Origin of the sequence: Gordonia araii NBRC 100433 (genome assembly GCF_000241265.1) — a bacterium.
Taxonomy (GTDB): domain Bacteria; phylum Actinomycetota; class Actinomycetes; order Mycobacteriales; family Mycobacteriaceae; genus Gordonia; species Gordonia araii.
In genome coordinates, this window is the sequence record NZ_BAEE01000064.1 from 1 (window position 1) to 18593 (window position 18593).

The following is an 18593-nucleotide window of genomic DNA, read 5'->3' on the forward strand; positions in this document are numbered from 1 at the left end:
ACCGGTCCGGCGGCGCTGGCCTTCGACAACGTCTCCTTCGGATACGTCCGCGGTCGTTACGTGTTGCGCGACTTCACGCTCACGCTTCCGGCGGGCGGCACAACCGCGATCGTCGGCCCGTCCGGCGCGGGCAAGTCCACCGTGGCCGCCCTGGCCGCACGCCTGTGGGACCCGGACCTGGGGGCTGTCACTCTGGACGGCGCCGACCTGCGCACTATCGACGAAGACGATCTCCGTCGCCATGTCGCGGTCGTCCTGCAGGACGTCCAGCTGGTGCACGGCACGATCGCCGAGAACATCGCCCTGGGTACTCCCGACGCGACTCGCGAGCAGATCGCCGACGCCGCGCGCACCGCCTACATCGCGAACGAGATCGAGGCGCTGCCCGACGGCTACGACACGGTCGTGGACCGTGACAGCCTGTCGGGCGGTCAGCGCCAGCGCATCGCGATCGCCCGCGCGCTGCTCGGGAATCCGCGTCTGGTGATCCTCGACGAGGCCACCGCTGCTGCCGATCCCGACTCCGAGTGGGAGGTCCGGCAGGGCCTGACGAAACTCCTTGAGGGGCGGACCGTTCTGGTGATCGCCCATCGGTTGCACACCGTGGCGCATGCCGAGCAGATCGTCGTCCTCGACGACGGCAGCATCGTCGAACAGGGCACCCGCGACGAGCTGATCGCGCTGGGCGGATTGTTCGCGCGAATGCACAACCAGGCGATGGAGGCACTCGCATGATCTACTCCGATTTGGTGACCGTCACCGGCCCCGAGGGCCGCGGTGAACGGATCCGCTTCGTAGCCCTGACCGTGTTCTCCACCCTGCTGCAGGCGGCGTCGGTGGTCACGCTGGTTCCGGTGCTGCACGCCCTGTTCGGCGATCGTCCCGCCGACGCCTGGCCGTGGGTGGGGCTGCTCGTCCTGCAGCTGCTGCTGGCGTGGATCGCCGACCGGCTGGCCATTCGCGCCGGGCTGAAGCTCGGCTTCCGCATCATCGACACCATCACCGAAACGGGTCTGTCCGGCATCCGGCGCCTCGATCCCGGATCGCTGCATTCCGAGCGGGCCTCCAAACTTCGCGACCTCGTCTCGGTGTCGGCGCCCGAGTCGATCTCGGCCGTGGTGCTCCTCGGGTCACCACTGATCCGCGCCGTGCTGTTGACACCGCTGATCGCGCTGATGTTGCTGTTCGTGTCGTGGAAGCTGGCGCTCGTCGCGCTGGTCGGCGGCATCGTGATGTTCCTGGCGCTGCTCGCCTCGCAGCGCGTCGTCACCCGATCCGAGGCGGCGTTCTCCGAGACCAATCGCGTCCTCGACAATCGCGTACTCGAGTTCGCCTGGGCGCAGCCGACGTTGCGCGGCTCGGGGGCCGGGACCGGCACGGTGAACGACGTGTTGAGCGAGACCCGGAACCGGGGGCTGAAGCTGCTTGCGTGGACCGTGCCCGGTGAGCTGATGTTCAGCGTGGTCCTGCAGTTGACGCTACTGGCCTTCGGCCTCACCACCGCGTCGCTGTACCTGTCCGGCGAGATCTCCGGTGTCACCGCGGCCGCGATGATCGTGGTGCTCTTGCGGATCGTGGAAGTCGTCGGTTCCCTGTCGCTCCTGGGGCCCGCGGTCGCGAACGCATCACGCGTCTTCGGTGAGGTCGCCGGACTCGTCGACGAGGAGAAGGTGGCGGCGGCCCAGGCTACGGCCGCGGCCGAGCCGGTCTCCGGTGCCCCCGAGATCGCGCTGCGCGATGTGAACTTCACCTACCCGGACGGCACGCGAGCGCTCAGCGGTGTCGACACCGTGGTGCCGGCCGGTGGGATCACGGTGATCGTGGGTCGATCGGGGTCGGGCAAGTCGACCCTGCTGGACGTGGTGGCCGGACTCTGCGAGCCGACCGAGGGGCAGGTAATCGTCGGCGATTCGCCCGCGTCTGCCGCGGAGCGTCTCGCCGGCGCCTCGGTGGTCTTCCAGACCACCCAGCTGCGTCCCGGCACGCTCAGGGAGAACGTCGGCACCGACGACGTCACGGCACTGGCCACACTTGCCGACCGCGCTCAGCTGGGGGAGGTTCTCGAAACACTCCCGTCCGGGTGGGACTCACGGGTCGGCGAGGGCGGCAACGCGCTCTCCGGCGGCGAACGTCAACGGGTGGGCCTGGCCCGAGCGCTCGCGAAGCCCTCCGGGCTGCTACTCGTGGACGAGGCCACCTCGGCGCTCGACGCCATCACCGAGCGGGCGGTCGTCGATGCCTTGGAGGAGACGCGAGGGGAGCGGACCGCCGTGATCGTGACGCACCGTCCCGCTCTCGTTTCGCTCGCTGATCGCGTGATCGTGCTCGACGACGGCAAGATCGTGGACTCCGGCAAGGTGGACGAACTCCTCGACCGCGGTGGCGTCTTCGCCGACCTGTGGACCCGCTGGCGCGAGTCGGAGGGCTGGCAGGTCTGACCTCGGGATTCACCACGTTGGGAAGTGAACGGTCTATTCACTATTTTCTGAATACATAAATCTATGTACTGTTATGAGTCATGGAGATGGTCGCCACCCAGCGTGATGCGTTGACGAGATTCGGCTACGCGTTGTCCGATTCGACGCGGACTCAGGTGCTTTTGCGCCTGCGGAGCGGGGGAGCGTACCCGTCGGAGCTGGCCGACGCGATCGGCGTTTCCCGGCAGGCGCTGTCGAATCATCTGGCCTGTCTGCGGGGGTGCGGCTTGGTTGTTGCGGTCCCAGAAGGCCGGCGCACCCGCTACGAGCTGGCCGATCCGCGCATCGGGCATGCGCTCGACGATCTGCTCGGTTTGGTGCTCGCCGTCGACCCGGAGTGCTGCGCCGATTCGGCCGATCAGGGCTGCTGCTGATGGCCACCGAGTTGGGGATCGTCTCGTCGGCGCGAGCACGGCTCACGCCCGAACGACGGGCGATATTGCAGCGTCGTATCCGGTGGTTCGTCGCAGCGACGATTACCTACAACGTGATCGAGGCCGTGGTCGCGATCACCGAGGGCGCCCGGGTCTCGTCGACAGCGCTGATCGGGTTCGGGTTGGACTCGGTGATCGAGGTTTCCTCGGCGGCCGCTGTCGCGTGGCAATTCGCGGGCAAGGATCCCGAGCGGCGCGAGAAGGTGGCGCTGCGGATCATCGCATTCTCGTTCTTCGCGTTGGCTCTCTACGTCGGCGTCAATTCGATCCGGACGTTGCTGGGCTTCGCTGAAGACGCTCGGCACTCGTCGATCGGAATCGCGTTGGCGGCCGCGAGTCTGGCGATCATGCCCGTGCTGTCATGGGCCGAACGCCGCGCCGGCCGTGAACTCGGTTCGCTGAGTGCGGTGGCCGACTCCAAGCAGACGCTGCTGTGCACCTATCTGTCGGCGGTGCTGTTGGTCGGCTTGGTGCTCAACAGCTCATTCGGCTGGTCGTGGGCCGACCCGATCGCCGCCTTGGTGATCGCCGCGATCGCGGTCCGGGAGGGCGTCAATGCGTGGAAGGGTGAAACCTGCTGCCCTCCCGTGAGAGGCCAGGCGGACGTCGACGACGATTGCGACTGCTGTAGCCGCTGAGCCTGGACGCCGTGAACTCACGTGGCATCGATTGAACTCGCATTCGTTCCGGACTCAGAGGAGACCCGGTCCGCCCGGGAGACATTCTGGGCCAGCCGCCTCCAAGCGGTCCTGCCGATGATCACACGAGCGATCGAACGCGGCGAGTTGCCGCCAGACGTCGACGGCCGAGCCCTCATCGAACTCCTCATCGCACCGATCCATTTCCGGCATTTGCTCACCCGAGAACATGCCGACCAAGCACTAGTGGGTCGTCTCGCAACTGCAGCAATTCAAGCCGCGCAGACTGTCCCGGCAGTACAGCCCGGAACCCGACGTTGACCCTGTTACGTCACTGTGACGCAATGAGCAAGGCTAGCTGGTTATACCGGAGCGGCGGGGCGGGCGTCGAATGGTCCGATGCAACCGTGGCGAGCGCCGGCGTCGGCGGCCGAGCCTGGCAGGAACAGGCCGACGGCCCGCGCGGCAGACGTGACGCCGTCAGGTAATCGCGGAAGCGCGCCGCCATATAGGTCGGCGAGACGTCGGGGCCGTCGCGGAAGCCGCAGCTGTGTGGATTGGACAATCAATCGGTCGGCTGCCAGGAAAACCCTGCGTTCATCGTGGTCAGACAACTGGTAACGAGACGTGTTGAAGTGGGACGAGTAGCTGGCCCCGTCCAGACCGCGGCCGAGGGAGCCCTGCCGACCCTGGACTCTGGACGTACGTCGCCCGTGATTGTCGGCACCGTTCGCTAGATTTGGATGTGGTCCCGCACCGTGCAGGACCACATCCCAGGGAGGTGTCGATGGAACCCGTAACCCTGATTGTCGCGGCGATCGCGCTCGGCGCGACGGACGGTGCGCGTGAGACCACGAAACTGGCAATCGGCGACGCCTACGCGGCCGTGAAGGGCTGGATCACGAACCGGTACAGCTCCGTGACCGCGGAGGTCGAGGGGCTAGAGCAGGAGCCAGAGGAAGAGCTCCGCCGCGCACTTCTCGCGAAGAAGCTCGAACAGGCGGGTGCTGGCGACGACGTCGAGCTGCTGGGGCTTGCTCAGTCGGTGTTGACAGCCGTTGAGGAGCAGGCTCCCGAGTTGCCGGCCACCGTCGGCGTGGTGATCCGCCGCGCGTCGGTTGGGGGTGATATCGAGGTCGTAGATGTGGCTGTCGACGGCGGGAGTGGAGTTGTCGCCGAGGACGTGGCGGCTGGTGGCGATCTGCGGATCGGCAAAGTCGCAGCGCGTGCCCCGCAGGAGCCGCCCCACCCTACCCAGGCGCGGGAGCAGTAGACAGTCCGTCTGCTTCCGCGCACAACTTCACCTCGAACCAGCGCAACGTTATCGCTGGGCGGGATAACAACACGTACTATTCGGTCGGCGCGACGGAGACGGGCAACAGTGGTGGCCGCATCCGGGCAGTAACGGCGTCGGCCAAGCCGGTGCCTATCGGTCGAGGTTTGTGGACCGTCACTGTGAACAACGCGAGTTCGGGTCCGATCACGGACCTCGCAGTCGATGTGTACGCCGTTGATGGGGACGGCAACCGGCTGGAGGGTGTATGTCATCCGGCGAAGGGCAAGATCTCGCTACAGGAACTCTTCCGTGAGGGTTTGGCGGGTGGGATGAGCGGAACGCTTGATGCCATCGGCTCCCGCGCCAACTCGATATACCCGCCGGGGATGTTCGGTGTTCCGGCGAACCTCGGTTCCTACGGGGGGATGTTCTCGGATCACCTCATGGGTGCGCCTGGCCTCTCCTCGCTTCTTCAGAACGCGCAGAAGCAGATGGTCGACAAATACCCTGACGTGATCGCGCGTGATCAGTCAGCTGAGGTGATGTACAGCGCCCCCGGAGCAGCCGACGTACGGGTCGATCTCCAGTTCGCCGACGACATGGGCGACTTGTGGCGTCGACGGCACGGTAAGCAACCTGAACCGGTTATGGAGAACGAGTAGGCCAAGTCTCCGAGTCCGACCCACGCCCGAAATGATAAGAACGCCATAACACCTAATCGCAAGGCGCCAGACCTCGGTCAGTCGCCTCTGAGAACAGAGCCACTCGATGTCGACGACTATGCCCACACAGACGCCCCCGAAGATTGCGCCCTTCACCCCGGATTTCGTCAAGGGCGTGTGCGACGTGCTTGCGCAGACAGACCATCCGGGACTGACCGGTTCCGAGATCGACTCCCTGCTCCAGATGGTGGGAGTCAGGCAGCGTGAACCGGGCGGCAACAAGCGCGACAGCCTGTACGTCACTCTCTACAACGTCCAGGTTCGACAGCAAGCCGGCAACGTCGTTGGCGGATTTATCGCAAAGGCGATGAGTCCTGGCCGGTATGCCGCTCAGCCAGCTCGTTTCGACGAGCTGCGCGACCAGCTCAACGAGTTCCTCGTGTACTACAGCTACGCAGTTAACGAAGCGGGCAAGCTCGCATCCGGAGCGAGGGCATCCACAATCTCCGAGGGTGCCGCCCTGTTGGGCGAAGTGCTCGATCGACACGGCGATGAACACCGCGTGGGCGGTGAACAAGGCGGTGCCGTCATCGGCGGTGGCGGTCGCCTTAAGGTGCAGTTTGCGGCCGTCAATCTCCCGGACGTGGGCGCTGATGCGCAGGGGCCGGTGCAGCGGGACGGGGGCGAGGTAGTCGACGGTGAGGCTCCGGGTCACTGCCGGGGTGCGGGCGATCCAGAGGCCGAAGCCGAACAGGTCGTCGCAGGCGGCGGCCACTGCTCCGCCGTGCGCGAGGCCGGGCGCACCGATGTGGCGTTCGCCGAACGTCACATCGGTGTAGACCTCGTCGCCGGAGCGGAACACCACCAGTTGCAGGCCGGCGGGATTGTCTGGCCCGCACCCCATGCAGGTCGGCGAGTGCGGCGGCAGCGGTAGCTGGGTCACGGGCGTTCCTTCTCGACGGTGCTGGCTAGCGGCGGGCGCGGGATCGACCTGCGCTGGGCCGGTTCAGCCGGGCTCCTCGATGCGCCTGCGTCCGGGGAAGCGCGGCCGGGCGCCCAGACCAGCAGGATCGCGGCACCCGCCGCCGCGATGAGTGCGAGGACGATCGCGGACTGCTCGACGCCGTGCAGGAACGCGGACTTGGCGAAGTCGGCGAGTTGCTGGCCGGCCGGTCCCGCCCGGTCGGCGACCTCGAGGGCACCGGCGAGTGAGTCGGCGACCGGGCCCCGCGCCTCCGGTGGGAGCCGCGTGACCGCGGGGGCGATGTTGTGGCTGTACCCGGCGGCCAGGACACTGCCGGCGACCGCGATGCCGATCGCCGCGCCGACCTCGCGGGTGGCGTCGTTGACCGCCGCAGCGACCCCGTGCTTTTCGACCGCGGTGTCCGCGACGATAGCCGCCGTCGCCGGCGCCGCGGTCAGGCCCAGACCCGAGCTCATGATCAGCGTCGGCCACATCACGTCGAGGTAGGTGGAGTCCAAATCCAGCCGGCTGATGAAGTAGAACCCCGCGGCGATGGCGAGCAGACCGGTCACCGTCATCAACCGCAACCCCAGCCGGGTCGTCATCCACGGTGCGACCGCCGACAAGAGCACCAATGGCACCATCATCGGCGCCAAGGCCAGCGCTGAACCCAACGGGCTGTATCCAAAGATCAACTGCAGGTATTGGACGAGGACCAGGAAGACACCGAACGTCACCAGGAACTGGATGGTGATGGAGAACGATCCGCTCCCGAAGCCACGACGGGCGAAGAACCGCACATCGAGCAGTGGATGATCCGCCCGCAACTCCCACACCACGAACACCCCTGTGGCCACCACCCCCAGCCCGAACCCGGTGACCACCACGGGATCCGACCAGCCGCGTACTGGGGCTTCGATGATGGCGAGCACCACTAGTCCGACCGCGAACACCACCGCGACCGATCCGATCACATCCATCAGTGGCGGATTTTCCTGGCGGGATTCGGGAATGGTGAAGGCACACAACAGCAGAAACACCCCCACCGCGGTCAGGCCGACGAAGATTGACTGCCACGACCAGTAGTTGAGCAGCAGCCCCGACCCGAGAATCCCCAGCAGACCCCCGGACCCGGCGACCCCCGCCCAGATCCCGACCGCACGCCCCCGCTGCTGCTCGGGGAATCCCGCAGTCAGGATCGACAGCGTGGACGGCATCATGAACGCCGCACCCACCCCGGCCGCTGCCCGCGCCGCGATCAACCACCACGGTGTCGATACCAACAGTGGCACCGCCGAGGCCAGCGAAAACAGCGCCAACCCCACGATCAGCACCGCCCGTCGGCCGTAGCGGTCACCCAGGGCCCCGGCGGGCAACACCAGACACGCCAGCACCAGCGTGTACCCGTCGACCACCCAGGTGAGCTGGGTTTGCGTCGCCCCGGTGGCCACCGCAATGTTCGGAAGCGCGGTGTACAGGGCCGCCATTGAGGCGACCACCAGGGCCACCGACAGGCACGAGACCACCAACGTCCACTTCTGCGCCCGCGACAGCAGCACTCGATCATCGGCGGTCATGCAGCCACCTCCACTTAACGCTACAGTTGGTAGCGTTCCACTACTATGAGTACCACAATGCGGGGTGCGGGGATAGTGCCTGCGACTGATCCGAGGGCACAATTACGAGGTGGGCGAAGAGATGATCAACCAGAACTCCGACGACGACGAGGACCGGCTCGTGGATCCCCGGAAGGCACGCTCACGCGCACGACTGCTCGACGCGGCGACGTCCCTGCTCTCGACCGGCGGTATCGAGGCCGTCACGATCGACGCGGTCACCAAGGCGTCCAAGGTCGCGCGGACTACCCTCTACCGGCACTTCACCGACAGCACCCAGCTCCTGGCCGCGGCGTTCGAGCGTCTGCTTCCCCCGGTCACCGCGCCGCCGGCGTCCGGAACGATCCGTGAACAGTTGATCAAACTGCTGGACCGTCAGGCCAAGCTCATCGAGGAAGCCCCCGCCCAATTGACGATGCTCGGGTGGCTCGCCCTCGGGTCCGCCCAATCCGGCACGGCCGAGGCGACATCGCATCCCGAAGAAGACCGCAACCCGGTCAGTTCCCTTCGCGCACGGGTGGTCAACCAATACCGCGAACCGTTCGACCGGATCCTGGGCAGCCCCGAAGCCCAGCAAGAGCTCGGTCGCTTCGACACCAATCTCGCCCTGACCCAACTCGTCGGACCCATCGTCTTCACCCGACTCACTGCACTCCCGCCGATCGGCCCGGCTGAACGACAGCAACTCGTCGACGACTTTCTCGCTGCACGCTCCGCGCAACGCGCGCTGACAGTGACCCGCACTGATCTCTGATTCAGCACCCGCCCGAGGCGGCGGGTCGTCAAGGACCCCAATCTCTTGCCCGGCTCCAGAGCGGTGTCCTCGGCGGCTTTTCTCAGACGCTCGCTCAAAATCGTTGCACCAAAGCTCAGCTCCAGCGAATAATTCATGTACCGAATGTCGGTGGCACGGAACAACGCGGCCTTCCCGTTCGTGTACAGGTCGTTGTTGTTCTGATATCGAAAACGTTTGTCCTGATTAGGGAAATCAATCTTGATCGGGCCATCACCGGGCCCAAGGATGCCTTGCAAACCGGCCCATCGAAGCCCACATGGTTCGAGGGAGCGCCGACTGGAGCATCACATTTGTTTCTCGGTCGAGGCGCTTGGTAACCGCGAGCACAGCGACCATTTCTCCATGCCCAAACTCGATCCTGTCGCCAACAGATAGCGTCGTCGGGTCTCGATGAGCGAGGGCGATCCAGCCATCTGTTAGCGGCCGAGTCCAACCTCGCACTGCATCAATCAACTGTTGACGCACGATTCCACCATTATGGATCACATCATTGCGCATCCAACGCAACGCGTCGATGTAGGCGATCATATCGGTTGTGTACTCACCACCGGAGGCATCCGCAATATTCTGATGCAGCTCATTAAGATTGGCCTTCGCCTTTGCGGCGGAACAGCACCCGGCGTTGTGTAGCATCTTGGCGCAGGTTCGCAGGTAGTCCTCGTGAAGTGACAATACGTAGGGAACCGACATCATCCCCAGATGGGAATCTGCCGCAGATAGGATCTCAGCAGCACTTTCAGACCGTAAATTAAATCGCTTGATATGTTCGACGTTCGGAAAAGATCTCAGGCAACATGCGCTCTGATCCGAGAGTGAGCTGTAAGAAGTGGGCGGATAATTGAGCACCGGCAAGCAGCCCCATCACAGCATTGTTTGCTGCATCTTTTCGGGCTTCATACTGCCGGTGAATCTTGAAGCGTGCAACAGCACTCTTAGGTGGACCTGATCTAGACATGGTTACACCCCGACTGCGCCGATACATTTGCTGAATGCGTGGCGGCCCATCCTTCCTTAGACATTGATATCTCCATCGATCGCTGATATGTACTGGGCATATGTCGCTGCTGACGCCACAGCGTGTCGCTCGATGGTGGCAGGGGAGTAGCCGAGTGTGTCGGCAAGGATCGCGGCGGGCGCGAGTTTGGTGAGTTCGTGCAGGGTGCCGAGCCGGGCGGCGCGCGTGCCGAACGTCGACTTCAGCCGGTTCCGTAGGTGGCCTGGGTTGATGTGTTGGCCGGGGACGTAGCCGCGGAATACCCAGTTTGTGGCCGGGTGGGCGGCGGTGTTCGCCCGTTCCCCGGCGAGGTAACGGAACGGTTCGTCGAGCGGTGCGGGTAGAGCGACGGCGATGTCGCCAAGAGTGACGGTCACGAGTTCATCGGAAACGATGACGCAGTCCCAGGTGAGTTTGACGACCCGGTCGATCTGCTGGCCGAAGACGAGCACCAAGATCGCTGCAGCTCGGTCCCGTGGATTCAGTGCCGGTTGGTTTGACGTAATGCTGTCGACGGCGTCTTGCTGGGCCTCGGCACTCATCTTCGGGCTGGTTCCGCGACGATGAGGTGTCATCGTTAGGTCTACGGCGACCAGCTTGGTCGTGATCGCCCACGCAAGGAACCGGATGGCGAACTCTCGTGTGCTCGGGCCTTCGGATTGCCATGCGTCCAGATCGGGTTGGGATAGGTCGCCGATCAAGACGTCCCGGTCGGTGAGCCAATTGAGGAATTCGATTGTGACGGTGACAGTTTGCTTAGATCGTAGGAACGTGCCGTGCGACACCGACTTCATCGAGTGCATCTGCCGCAGGTGGTGCCAACGAATGTAGCGGTTAGCGATGTCGCGATGTTCCGCCGATTTCAGGCGGTCGAGGGCGTCGTTGGACCAGTCGATGTAACGGTGGAGCAATCCATCCCTGGGCGGCAGGATCTGGTGTGTGACAAGGAGTTCTCGGACGTATTCTCGGGTGCGCGATCGGGGGAGTCCGTCGACCGCATCGTGGGTAACGAGCGGGGTGCGGGCCAGCTCGGCTAGGAACGCCGTGACATGTTCTTGGTTGATCCAGGTCAGGCCGCTGTTGGCTCGTTTCATCGACTTCAGGGCAGTTGCAAAGGGGTTCAGCTCCTCGTTGATGACACCGGTCTCTGGATTTGTCAGCAATCGGTCGACGGTCGACCCCAGGACGCATCGCCAGCAGCGTCCCTGTGCGTAGAGTTCATCCTCGGCGCCGCACACAACGCAGTCGACGTTGAGTTTGATCCCCGCGCATTTGCGGCACGCCGGTTGGCCATTGATAATTCCTGGTAGTACTCCATCGTGACCGCACGGGCACACACCCCGGGTACGTTTGGCTGCTTGGTAGCAGTAGCCGCACACCCCGAGACCCTGCCAAGTGACGACACATTCTCGGTGCTCACCGCATCGGTCGCACGGGACCTCCCATCGCTGTGAGTCTTGGGGTTTACGTGGTCTTGCCATCGCCATCATCGCTACGGACGACGCGGATTCGGCGGGCAACGGAGCGCTTCTCACCAATGCCGAGATCCGCTGGGCTGGCTGGTGCGTCCGCCGTAGCTGCAGCACGCATCTCCACGTACGGCTCGAACAGATCGTTAGGCGTGCATTCAAGGATGTCGCATAACGCGGCGAACGTGCGGGCAGGGATCCGCTCGGGTGTGCCGGTCACCAGTCGGTGGACCTGAGCATTCGACAGGTTGATACCGCGAGACTTCAGCAACGGGATGAGTTCCGTTGTCTTCCAGAGGTTGTGATCAGCCATCCGCTGGCGCAGATTCCAGTGATAGCCAACCCGACGTTGCTCGCTCACATGCCCTTCCCTGCATCTTTTTCGTCACGTGTGACGATTCGTTGCTGGATCATCCGTTGGATGGTCTTCTGTTTAAAGTCTGCCGAGACCGAGGTGTAGAGCGCAGTGGTCGATGAGTAGGCGTGGCCAACCTGTTGCTGGACAAACATCGGGTCGTACCCGGCCTCGAGGAGATGAGTGACATAGGAGTGACGCAGACAGTGCATCTTCAACTCTGTCGGCAGCCCAGCCAGTTCGCGGACCGTAGTGAAAGTGCGATTGAAGTTGCGGATGCCCGTGGCGCCGGCGCGTTCCGACGGCCACAGCGAAGCCGAGCGGTCCGCTGTGGCGAACTGTTCGCGCCCCTGCGGCGAGAGCCAATGACCAAGAAGATCGACCACCCAGTCAAACTCAGGCACCGTGAGAACAGTGCGACGGCGCGGTCCCGACCCCGACATACCTTTGGCGTAGCGAACCTGAACAGCGCCATAGCGGCCGTACTTGCCTACGTGCGGATTTGGGCCGAAGTCGTGGTAGTCGAGCATGGAAAGTTCCCGACGGCGCAAACCGTAGGCGTAGCACACCTTGAACGCAGTGGAGTCTCGCATCAGTGGGAGCCAGCGCTTCGAGCCTTTGGCGAACTCTCGATCGACGAGATCATCGCAGGCATCGAAGAATGTCTGCAACTCAGTCTGAGTGAAGCTGCGCCGGTCCGCCGGAATGGCGTCATCGGTCTTGTGACGCGGCGTGTTCCACTCGAACACGACTTGGGCGGGAACGTCGTCAAATGCTTTGCTGCAGAACGCAGCCCAACCATACCTTTCGTCAGTGACGTAATAGCAGAAGGCCCTGATCGTGCCGGCGTTCGCGCGCAGCGTCGACACCGAAACCGCCTTGGGGCCGGTGCGTCGATCTGCCAGAAACTCATCGACATGGATAGGCTGCCACGCCCACGGGTACTCGTTCGAGTGCTCCTGAAAACGAGACACCAGGCTGCACGATGACTGGATGAACGGCACGCCGAGTCCACGGGCCAGCATTTGCGCTCGCCAGCCATCCAGCATCGCCTCGAAGACGCGGTCCTCGGGCCGCAGTAGACCGACGACACCGTTCGACAGAAACTCTGGTAGCCGACCCGGAACACTCTGCATGAACACAAGTGTAGCGCGAGAATCTCTCATCTGTTTGCATAAACAGATGCTGATCTGCGCACTCGATCAACACGGCAGCCCTCGATGCGATGCCGCCATGCCATGCGGCCTGCGATTTCATTCAAGATCCGGTGGGACGGGTCTTCTCATCTGTTTGAACTCGTCTCCTTTTTATGCCGATAAGATACATTATGTCAAGTAACGTTCGGTGCGCCCCGCCCCTACGAAATCGGACTAGTCCCCGTCTCCGCCGCCGCCGACGGAGTCCGGGTGTGGGACTGGCCGCACCTGCAGTTGAGGGATTCCCGCAAAATCTCCGGGGCTGCACGTGTACAACGACAAGCCGTGTGAGATGGCGGTTGCCGCGATGAGCGCATCGTAGGCGCGTGCGGCGGGCTTCCGACCTGCTGCCCGAAGCGAGGCTGCTACCGCGCCGAATGCTCGCGCGCTCTCCGCATCGAACGGAACGACGTCGAAATCAGCCTCTGCCTGCTGTAGATGTTGCTGACGTGCGCTCCTTTCTGAGTCAGTCGATGCGACGTTCGGTCCCACTGACAATTCAGCGAGAGTGATGGCGCTAATCACCGATTCGTCAGGCAAGTTGTCTGGGTCGGACAGACGTCCAAGCAGAATCACGGTGGACGTATCGAGCATTCCCCTGCTGTTGGATTCCTCGCTCATAGCGAGGAATCCAACACGCTGTCGATGTCCGAGCGCAGCGCGTCAGGATCAACGTGCGGCAGATGGCGGCGGCGGCGGATTAGCTCGGCAGCACTTGCCGCGCGCCGCGGCAGTGGGTTGAGCATGGCGACTGGATCGCCGTCCCGGGTCACTATGATCCGTTCTCCACGTTCGACCCGCCGTAGCACTTCCCCACCGGCGTTGCGTAGGTCCCGGACGCTCACCACCTCGTTCATAACTCAACTGTATCACCGGTGAGACACCTGTGGGATGGCTACTCTGCCGGCACGACCTTGTCGTTGACCGTCACCGTGACCTTGCCGGTCTTGGTGTTGAAGGAGATCTTGCCGTGCTCGAAGGTCGATTCTCGCAGGTCCCCGTTCGTGGTCTCGTCGCTGGTGGCGACCCCGAGCGGCCCTGCGGAGCCGTTCTTTCCGGTGATCGACGGCGTCCCGTCCGGCGCTCGCTCGATGTTCCACGCATCGCGGATCTTGCCCCAGGTGATGAAGGCCGGCGTTCCGGGATCGTCGTTCTTCGCGGTGATGACGCCGCCCCGGAATTGCTGGTACACGACGCCGCTGTCGCGCTCTCCGGCGTTGCGGTCCCCGGTCAGCGGGACGCCCAGGGACTTCTTCTGCGCGGCGGTCGCCGTCGAGTACTTGGCGGCGATGGGGCCCGTCAGCGTCACCATGCTGCCGTCGGCGCCTCTGAGCTTGACGTCCCCCACCGGTGCGGCCGCGGACGAATCAGCGGTCGAGGACGTGGGAGACGCGGTCGGCGAGACGGTCTCGGTGGTGGTCGTGGCCGGCGGCGAGGCGTCCTCTCGCCCCTCCCCTCCATCGCTGCCGCAGGCCGTCGCGATCAACGTGACGGCGGCTAATCCTGCGACGATGCTCGCCGGGCGACGGCAGGCGGTCTTCCACATAAGGCGTCCTCTCGGAGATGTGCGGGGGTGCTCAATCCGAGTATGGCTCTCCGTCCCCAGTCGCGCGGCGCATCTGCTCGGCCAGGTCTGGGTTTCGGGTGGCGAATTCTTCCGCGATCCGTTCACGCACCTCCGGCGACTTGTTCTGACTCAGTTTGGCCCGAGCGTCGAACCGGGTGATCGGTACTCGCAATCCGACTGCCCCCTTCGCCGCCCGCCGGGTGCCGGCTTCATCCTCCAAGAGGCTGCGTCCCCGCGGATAGTTCTGCTCGAAGTGGTCGGTCAGGCGAGCGAGTAACGCGAGCTCGTGAAGCAGGTCGTCGGGACGACCGAAATGACTGACGAGCGTCAGCTCGTCGCGACTCTCATCCAGCAGGACCGGATAGTGCGAGGCGACGAGGCCGTTCGTCGTCGACGACACGAAGGTCGCCCACGGGTGCTGGCGGATCAACCGCTTGATCTCGTCGACGTCGGTCAGCAAGTACCGAGGAGTGTTTCTCATCGACGTTCATTCTCCCGACCCGCCACGGCGGTCGCCACCGACTTTCGTCCGATAGCGCATACTTCGGCTATGACACCGATTGACGACAACGCCGCAGCCGCACCTGTTCTGGTCGAACGAATCGAGCACGTGTGCGTCCTCACCATCAACCGCCCGGAAGCCCGGAACGCGATCAACGGACCGGTCACCGACGCCTTGGGCGTGGCACTCGATGAAGCCGACGCCGACCCCGAGATCCGCGCCATCGTCCTGACCGGTGCCGGCGACAAGTCCTTCTGTGCCGGCGCCGATCTGAAGGCGCTCTCGCGCGGCGAGAACATCGGACCCAGCGACCCGGCCCACCATAGGTGGGGCTTCGCGGGCGTCGTCAGCCATCCCGTCAGCACTCCCCTCATCGCCGCGGTGAACGGCACGGCACTCGGCGGAGGAACCGAACTCGTCCTCGCCTGCGACCTGGCCGTGTCGGCCGAGTCGGCCAGCTTCGGACTGCCGGAAGTCAAGCGGGGCCTCTTCGCCGCGGCAGGCGGAGCGTTCCGGATCGTCGACGCGGTGCCGCAGAAGGTTGCCATGGAACTCCTGCTCACCGGCCGCCCCATCACCGCTGAACAAGCACTGGGCTACGGCCTGATCAATCGCGTCGTGCCCGACGACCAGCTGCGCAGCGCCGCCCTCGACCTGGCTGCCGAGATCGCCGGCAACGCTCCCCTGGCCGTGCAGGCGTCCAAACGCCTGGCGCAGCGGATCAACGACGGCGAGGTCGCCGGCGACGACCAGCTGTGGGCCGCCAACTCCCGCGAACTGGCCGTCGTCTTCAGCAGCGAAGACGCGATGGAGGGTCCCCGGGCGTTCGCGGAGAAGCGTGCCCCGGTGTGGAAGGCGCGTTAGCCGCGGCTACAGGGGCAGGTAGCGGTACCGGCCGCGGACCCTCCGGGAGAAGAATCGGCCGAGACAACTCGCGCTCATCAGGTCGGAATAGACCTCGGCGGGCACGTCGAAGTACTGATAGACGCTGCCGCTCGTGAACTCGATCTCCAGCGTCGAAGTCGGCTCGTCATAGCCCACCGACGCGAGACTGGAACTCGAGACCGGTCTGCGTTTCATCGCGGTCCCTTCGGGGTCGGTGGTCGCGGCGACTGGACGTCCTCCAAGTCCGATTGTCGCCCCGACCGCACCGCTACCCCACCGCGACGGGCCGCCTGGCCGTCTCGTGCACGAAGATCCGGTAGTCGCGCAGGTCGACGCGGCGGAGCTGGTTGACGTACTGGGTAGCGAACCCGGGGAACATCGTGGCGTTGAAGCCGTCGTCGGTCAGGTACCAGCTCTGGCAACCCGAGTTCCAGGTCGTCGAGGTGAGGCGGCGCTGCAGGTCGCGGTTGTACTCGTCCTGTACCTCCGTCCGGACGTCGAGCGCCTTCCAATCGTTGGCGAGCAGCTGCGCGACCAGATCGGTGATGTAGTCGATCTGGGCTTCCATGTACACCAGGGCCGAGTTGTGTCCGGGCCCGGAATTGGGTCCGAAGGTGAAGTACAGGTTCGGGTAGCCCGAGACCGCGACGCTCCGGAACGCGTACGCTCCCCCGCGCCATTCGTCGGCGAGTACACGACCGTCGGATCCGACGATGGGCATGGGTGTGCCGGCTTTGGAGACGTCGAAACCGGTGGCGAACACGATGCAGTCGAATTGGTGCTCGACGCCTTCGACGGTCCGGATGCCTCGCTCGGCGATCCGCGCGATCGGCCAGGTGACCAGCTTGCAGTTGTCGCGCTGCAGCGCCGGGTAGTAGTCGTTCGTCATCAGCAGACGTTTGCACCCGGCCGCGAAGTCCGGGGTGAGCTGCCGGCGCAGCCATGGGTCGGCGACCTGCGTGCGCAGGTGAAGCTTGCTGATCGCCTCCACGACCCGGGTGAGCGGCGTGTTCCACACGACTCCCAGCGCCACCGACTCGTGGCCCCAGAACCAGAGCGCGCGGACCAGCTGCTGCGCGCCGGGAACGGTCCGGTAGATCCGTTTGGTGAATCTCCCGGTCTCGGTGTCAATCCTGGGCAACACCCATCCCGGCGTGCGCTGGAAAACCTTGACGGACCCGGCCCGGTCGACCAGCTCCGGCACGATCTGCACCGCGCTGGCGCCGGTGCCGACGACGGCCACCTTCTTGCCGGTGAAGTCGTAGTCGTGGTCCCAGCGCGCGCTGTGAATCTTGTGCCCGGCGTAGTCGTCCAGCCCAGGAATATCGGGAAAGGACGGGTTGGCGAGCGGGCCCGACGCCACGATCACCGACCGTGCGCGCACCGGTTTGCGTTTCCCGGCGAACGAGATCGACCACTCCCCGTCGTCGGCGTGATATTCCAGCCCGGACACGCAGTGCCCGAACCGGATATGCGGCCCGATCCCCGACGACTCCACCATGCGATCGATGTAGCCGAGGATCTCGTCGCTGCCGGAGTAGGTCCGCGACCAGCCCGGATTGCGGGCGAAACTGTAGGAGTAGAGCTGCGACGGGATGTCGCAGGCAGCACCGGGATAGGTGTTGTCGCGCCACGTGCCGCCAACGCGGGAATCGCGCTCGAAGATCGTGAAGTCGGCGATGCCCTTGTCTTTCAGGCGGATCGCGGCGCCTATGCCGGCGAAGCCGGCGCCGATGATGGCTACCGAGATGGTCATCGATTCCTGCTTTCCCATCGTCAGGCGGTCGGTTCGTAGGTGAGTTCCTGCGACCACGTCGGAGTGCGGTGGACCAACGGGACCGGAATCAGACTCGTCGCCTTGACCAGCGAATCGGCGAACGCGTGGTACGGCAGATTGCGCCGGTTGATCACCCAGCGGCCGTGCAGGGAGACGACTCGATACATGGGAAGCCGCCGCACGTACTTGCTGCGGTCGCCGACCGAGCTGTAGCGCTTCATCGCGCCGTACAGCTTCTCCTCGTTGACACCCATTTCGACGATGTTGTCGCGCATCTTGTTCAGCAGCGGGATGTAGCTCAGCGTGCCCACCAGCAGCGACGGTTTGACCCACCCGCCGACGAAGTCGATCGTTCGCTTGCGCAGGTCCGCATGGCCGAGCAGGTCCATCACCTCGAAATCGACCGCCAAATGCCTCGACTCGTCGGCGTTGATCCGCTTGAACGCCTCCTGGGCGATCGGGTCCTTGACCTCGTCGGTGATGAACTTGATCAGCGCGCCGTCGAGCGCCACTTCGAGCATGGGGATCACGGTGCCGAGAAACGAGAGCGACATGCCGTCGGAGTACTGGTCGAGCCAGTTGATCACCAACTGCACGTTGACGTTCGGCGAGGGGATCTCGTCGTCGTCGAGCATCCCCCAGCGTCGCATCAGCGCGAGCTCGGCGTTCGCATGCTTCTGCTCCTCGGCGTGGAAATGCTCGTAGATGCTCTTGAGCGTCGGCGTCGGCGCCTTCTTCGCCATGGCGGCGAAACCGCGGGCCCCGACGTTCTCGATCCACATCAGGTCGGACATGAACGGCTTGAGCTTGGCGTGGAGTTCGGGATCGATCAGCTCCGCACCCGGCGCGTCCCAGTCGATATCGGTCAGCGCCCACTGGCGGTCCTTGATCTTCTGCAGCATGTCGTCGAGATTGATGGCCATGGTCGGGATCCTTTCCGGTGGGCTGCGGTGTCCGGCTGGCGCCGGCTCCGCGATCGAGATGT

General features: G+C 64.5%; 21 protein-coding genes and 1 pseudogene. 9 read left to right on the top strand and 13 right to left on the bottom strand.

The window, feature by feature from the left end; all coding sequences use genetic code 11:
- The 7 genes from GOARA_RS14100 to GOARA_RS14125 all read left to right on the top strand — a co-directional run.
- On the top strand, nucleotides 1-735 hold a 735-nt coding region (locus GOARA_RS14100), incomplete at its 5' end, for an ABC transporter ATP-binding protein (protein WP_007323074.1).
- On the top strand, nucleotides 732-2438 hold the full coding sequence (locus tag GOARA_RS14105) for an ABC transporter ATP-binding protein (RefSeq protein WP_007323075.1): 1707 nt from the start codon (nucleotides 732-734) through the stop codon (nucleotides 2436-2438). The genes GOARA_RS14100 and GOARA_RS14105, both read left to right, overlap by 4 nt.
- Nucleotides 2439-2518: 80 nt before the next feature.
- The gene (locus tag GOARA_RS14110) at nucleotides 2519-2851 is read left to right on the top strand and encodes an ArsR/SmtB family transcription factor (protein ID WP_007323076.1); all 333 of its coding nucleotides are present in this window, start codon (nucleotides 2519-2521) and stop codon (nucleotides 2849-2851) included.
- The gene (locus tag GOARA_RS14115; protein ID WP_007323077.1) at nucleotides 2851-3549 is read left to right on the top strand and encodes a cation efflux transmembrane domain-containing protein; all 699 of its coding nucleotides are present in this window, start codon (nucleotides 2851-2853) and stop codon (nucleotides 3547-3549) included. The genes GOARA_RS14110 and GOARA_RS14115 overlap by 1 nt, the downstream gene beginning before the upstream one ends.
- A gap of 21 nt (nucleotides 3550-3570) precedes the next feature.
- Entirely contained in the window at nucleotides 3571-3870 is a 300-nt protein-coding gene (locus GOARA_RS19465; protein WP_007323078.1) for a TetR-like C-terminal domain-containing protein, read from the top strand.
- Nucleotides 3871-4336: 466 nt separating this feature from the next.
- A complete protein-coding gene (locus GOARA_RS14120) occupies nucleotides 4337-4822 on the top strand; it encodes a Het-E N-terminal domain-containing protein (protein ID WP_007323079.1) in 486 nt (161 codons plus the stop codon).
- 182 nt (nucleotides 4823-5004) lie between these two features.
- Nucleotides 5005-5487, top strand: a complete 483-nt coding sequence (locus GOARA_RS14125) for a hypothetical protein (protein ID WP_228461554.1) — start codon at nucleotides 5005-5007, stop codon at nucleotides 5485-5487.
- Between the two features lie 517 nt (nucleotides 5488-6004).
- Here GOARA_RS14125 and GOARA_RS19470 read toward each other — a convergent pair.
- Together GOARA_RS19470 and GOARA_RS14135 are read right to left on the bottom strand one after the other, a co-directional pair.
- A pseudogene (locus GOARA_RS19470) lies at nucleotides 6005-6430 on the bottom strand (PaaI family thioesterase); the annotation flags it as partial.
- On the bottom strand, nucleotides 6427-8028 hold the full coding sequence (locus GOARA_RS14135) for an MFS transporter (protein WP_007323082.1): 1602 nt from the start codon (nucleotides 8026-8028) through the stop codon (nucleotides 6427-6429). The pseudogene GOARA_RS19470 and the gene GOARA_RS14135, both read right to left, overlap by 4 nt.
- A gap of 121 nt (nucleotides 8029-8149) precedes the next feature.
- Between GOARA_RS14135 and GOARA_RS14140 the strand changes: the two genes are divergently transcribed.
- On the top strand, nucleotides 8150-8821 hold the full coding sequence (locus GOARA_RS14140) for a TetR/AcrR family transcriptional regulator (protein WP_007323083.1): 672 nt from the start codon (nucleotides 8150-8152) through the stop codon (nucleotides 8819-8821).
- A gap of 252 nt (nucleotides 8822-9073) precedes the next feature.
- Here GOARA_RS14140 and GOARA_RS19930 read toward each other — a convergent pair whose 3' ends face one another.
- From GOARA_RS19930 to GOARA_RS14165, 8 genes are all read right to left on the bottom strand, one after another.
- Nucleotides 9074-9709 carry a hypothetical protein gene (locus tag GOARA_RS19930; RefSeq protein WP_138947711.1) on the bottom strand — a complete coding sequence of 212 codons (636 nt, stop codon included), beginning with the start codon at nucleotides 9707-9709 and terminating at the stop codon, nucleotides 9074-9076.
- A 165-nt stretch (nucleotides 9710-9874) separates the two neighbouring features.
- Nucleotides 9875-11020, bottom strand: coding sequence for a Fis family transcriptional regulator (locus tag GOARA_RS14145; RefSeq protein WP_228461556.1), 1146 nt, complete (start codon nucleotides 11018-11020; stop codon nucleotides 9875-9877).
- A gap of 301 nt (nucleotides 11021-11321) precedes the next feature.
- Nucleotides 11322-11687 (bottom strand): helix-turn-helix domain-containing protein, encoded by a 366-nt coding sequence (locus tag GOARA_RS14150; protein WP_007323086.1) that lies wholly within the window; start codon nucleotides 11685-11687, stop codon nucleotides 11322-11324.
- On the bottom strand, nucleotides 11684-12817 hold the full coding sequence (locus GOARA_RS14155) for a tyrosine-type recombinase/integrase (RefSeq protein ID WP_040523478.1): 1134 nt from the start codon (nucleotides 12815-12817) through the stop codon (nucleotides 11684-11686). Before GOARA_RS14155 ends, GOARA_RS14150 begins: the two co-directional genes overlap by 4 nt.
- Nucleotides 12818-13051: 234 nt before the next feature.
- Nucleotides 13052-13498, bottom strand: a complete 447-nt coding sequence (locus tag GOARA_RS19475; protein WP_007323088.1) for a type II toxin-antitoxin system VapC family toxin — start codon at nucleotides 13496-13498, stop codon at nucleotides 13052-13054.
- Nucleotides 13495-13734, bottom strand: a complete 240-nt coding sequence (locus GOARA_RS19480) for a type II toxin-antitoxin system Phd/YefM family antitoxin (RefSeq protein WP_007323089.1) — start codon at nucleotides 13732-13734, stop codon at nucleotides 13495-13497. Before GOARA_RS19480 ends, GOARA_RS19475 begins: the two co-directional genes overlap by 4 nt.
- Before the next feature lie 38 nt (nucleotides 13735-13772).
- On the bottom strand, nucleotides 13773-14423 hold the full coding sequence (locus GOARA_RS14160) for an LGFP repeat-containing protein (RefSeq protein ID WP_007323090.1): 651 nt from the start codon (nucleotides 14421-14423) through the stop codon (nucleotides 13773-13775).
- Nucleotides 14424-14454: 31 nt separating this feature from the next.
- Nucleotides 14455-14925, bottom strand: a complete 471-nt coding sequence (locus GOARA_RS14165; RefSeq protein WP_007323091.1) for an FMN-binding negative transcriptional regulator — start codon at nucleotides 14923-14925, stop codon at nucleotides 14455-14457.
- A gap of 69 nt (nucleotides 14926-14994) precedes the next feature.
- Here GOARA_RS14165 and GOARA_RS14170 point away from each other — a divergent pair, with 69 nt between their 5' ends.
- Entirely contained in the window at nucleotides 14995-15810 is an 816-nt protein-coding gene (locus GOARA_RS14170; RefSeq protein WP_040523429.1) for a crotonase/enoyl-CoA hydratase family protein, read from the top strand.
- Between the two features lie 6 nt (nucleotides 15811-15816).
- Here the strand turns inward: GOARA_RS14170 and GOARA_RS14175 are convergent, their stop codons facing one another.
- From GOARA_RS14175 to GOARA_RS14185, 3 genes are all read right to left on the bottom strand, one after another.
- The gene (locus GOARA_RS14175; protein ID WP_007323093.1) at nucleotides 15817-16026 is read right to left on the bottom strand and encodes a KTSC domain-containing protein; all 210 of its coding nucleotides are present in this window, start codon (nucleotides 16024-16026) and stop codon (nucleotides 15817-15819) included.
- A gap of 73 nt (nucleotides 16027-16099) precedes the next feature.
- Entirely contained in the window at nucleotides 16100-17587 is a 1488-nt protein-coding gene (locus GOARA_RS14180) for a flavin-containing monooxygenase (protein WP_040523480.1), read from the bottom strand.
- Between the two features lie 20 nt (nucleotides 17588-17607).
- Nucleotides 17608-18531, bottom strand: coding sequence for a hypothetical protein (locus tag GOARA_RS14185; RefSeq protein ID WP_007323095.1), 924 nt, complete (start codon nucleotides 18529-18531; stop codon nucleotides 17608-17610).
- Nucleotides 18532-18593: the final 62 nt, after the last annotated feature.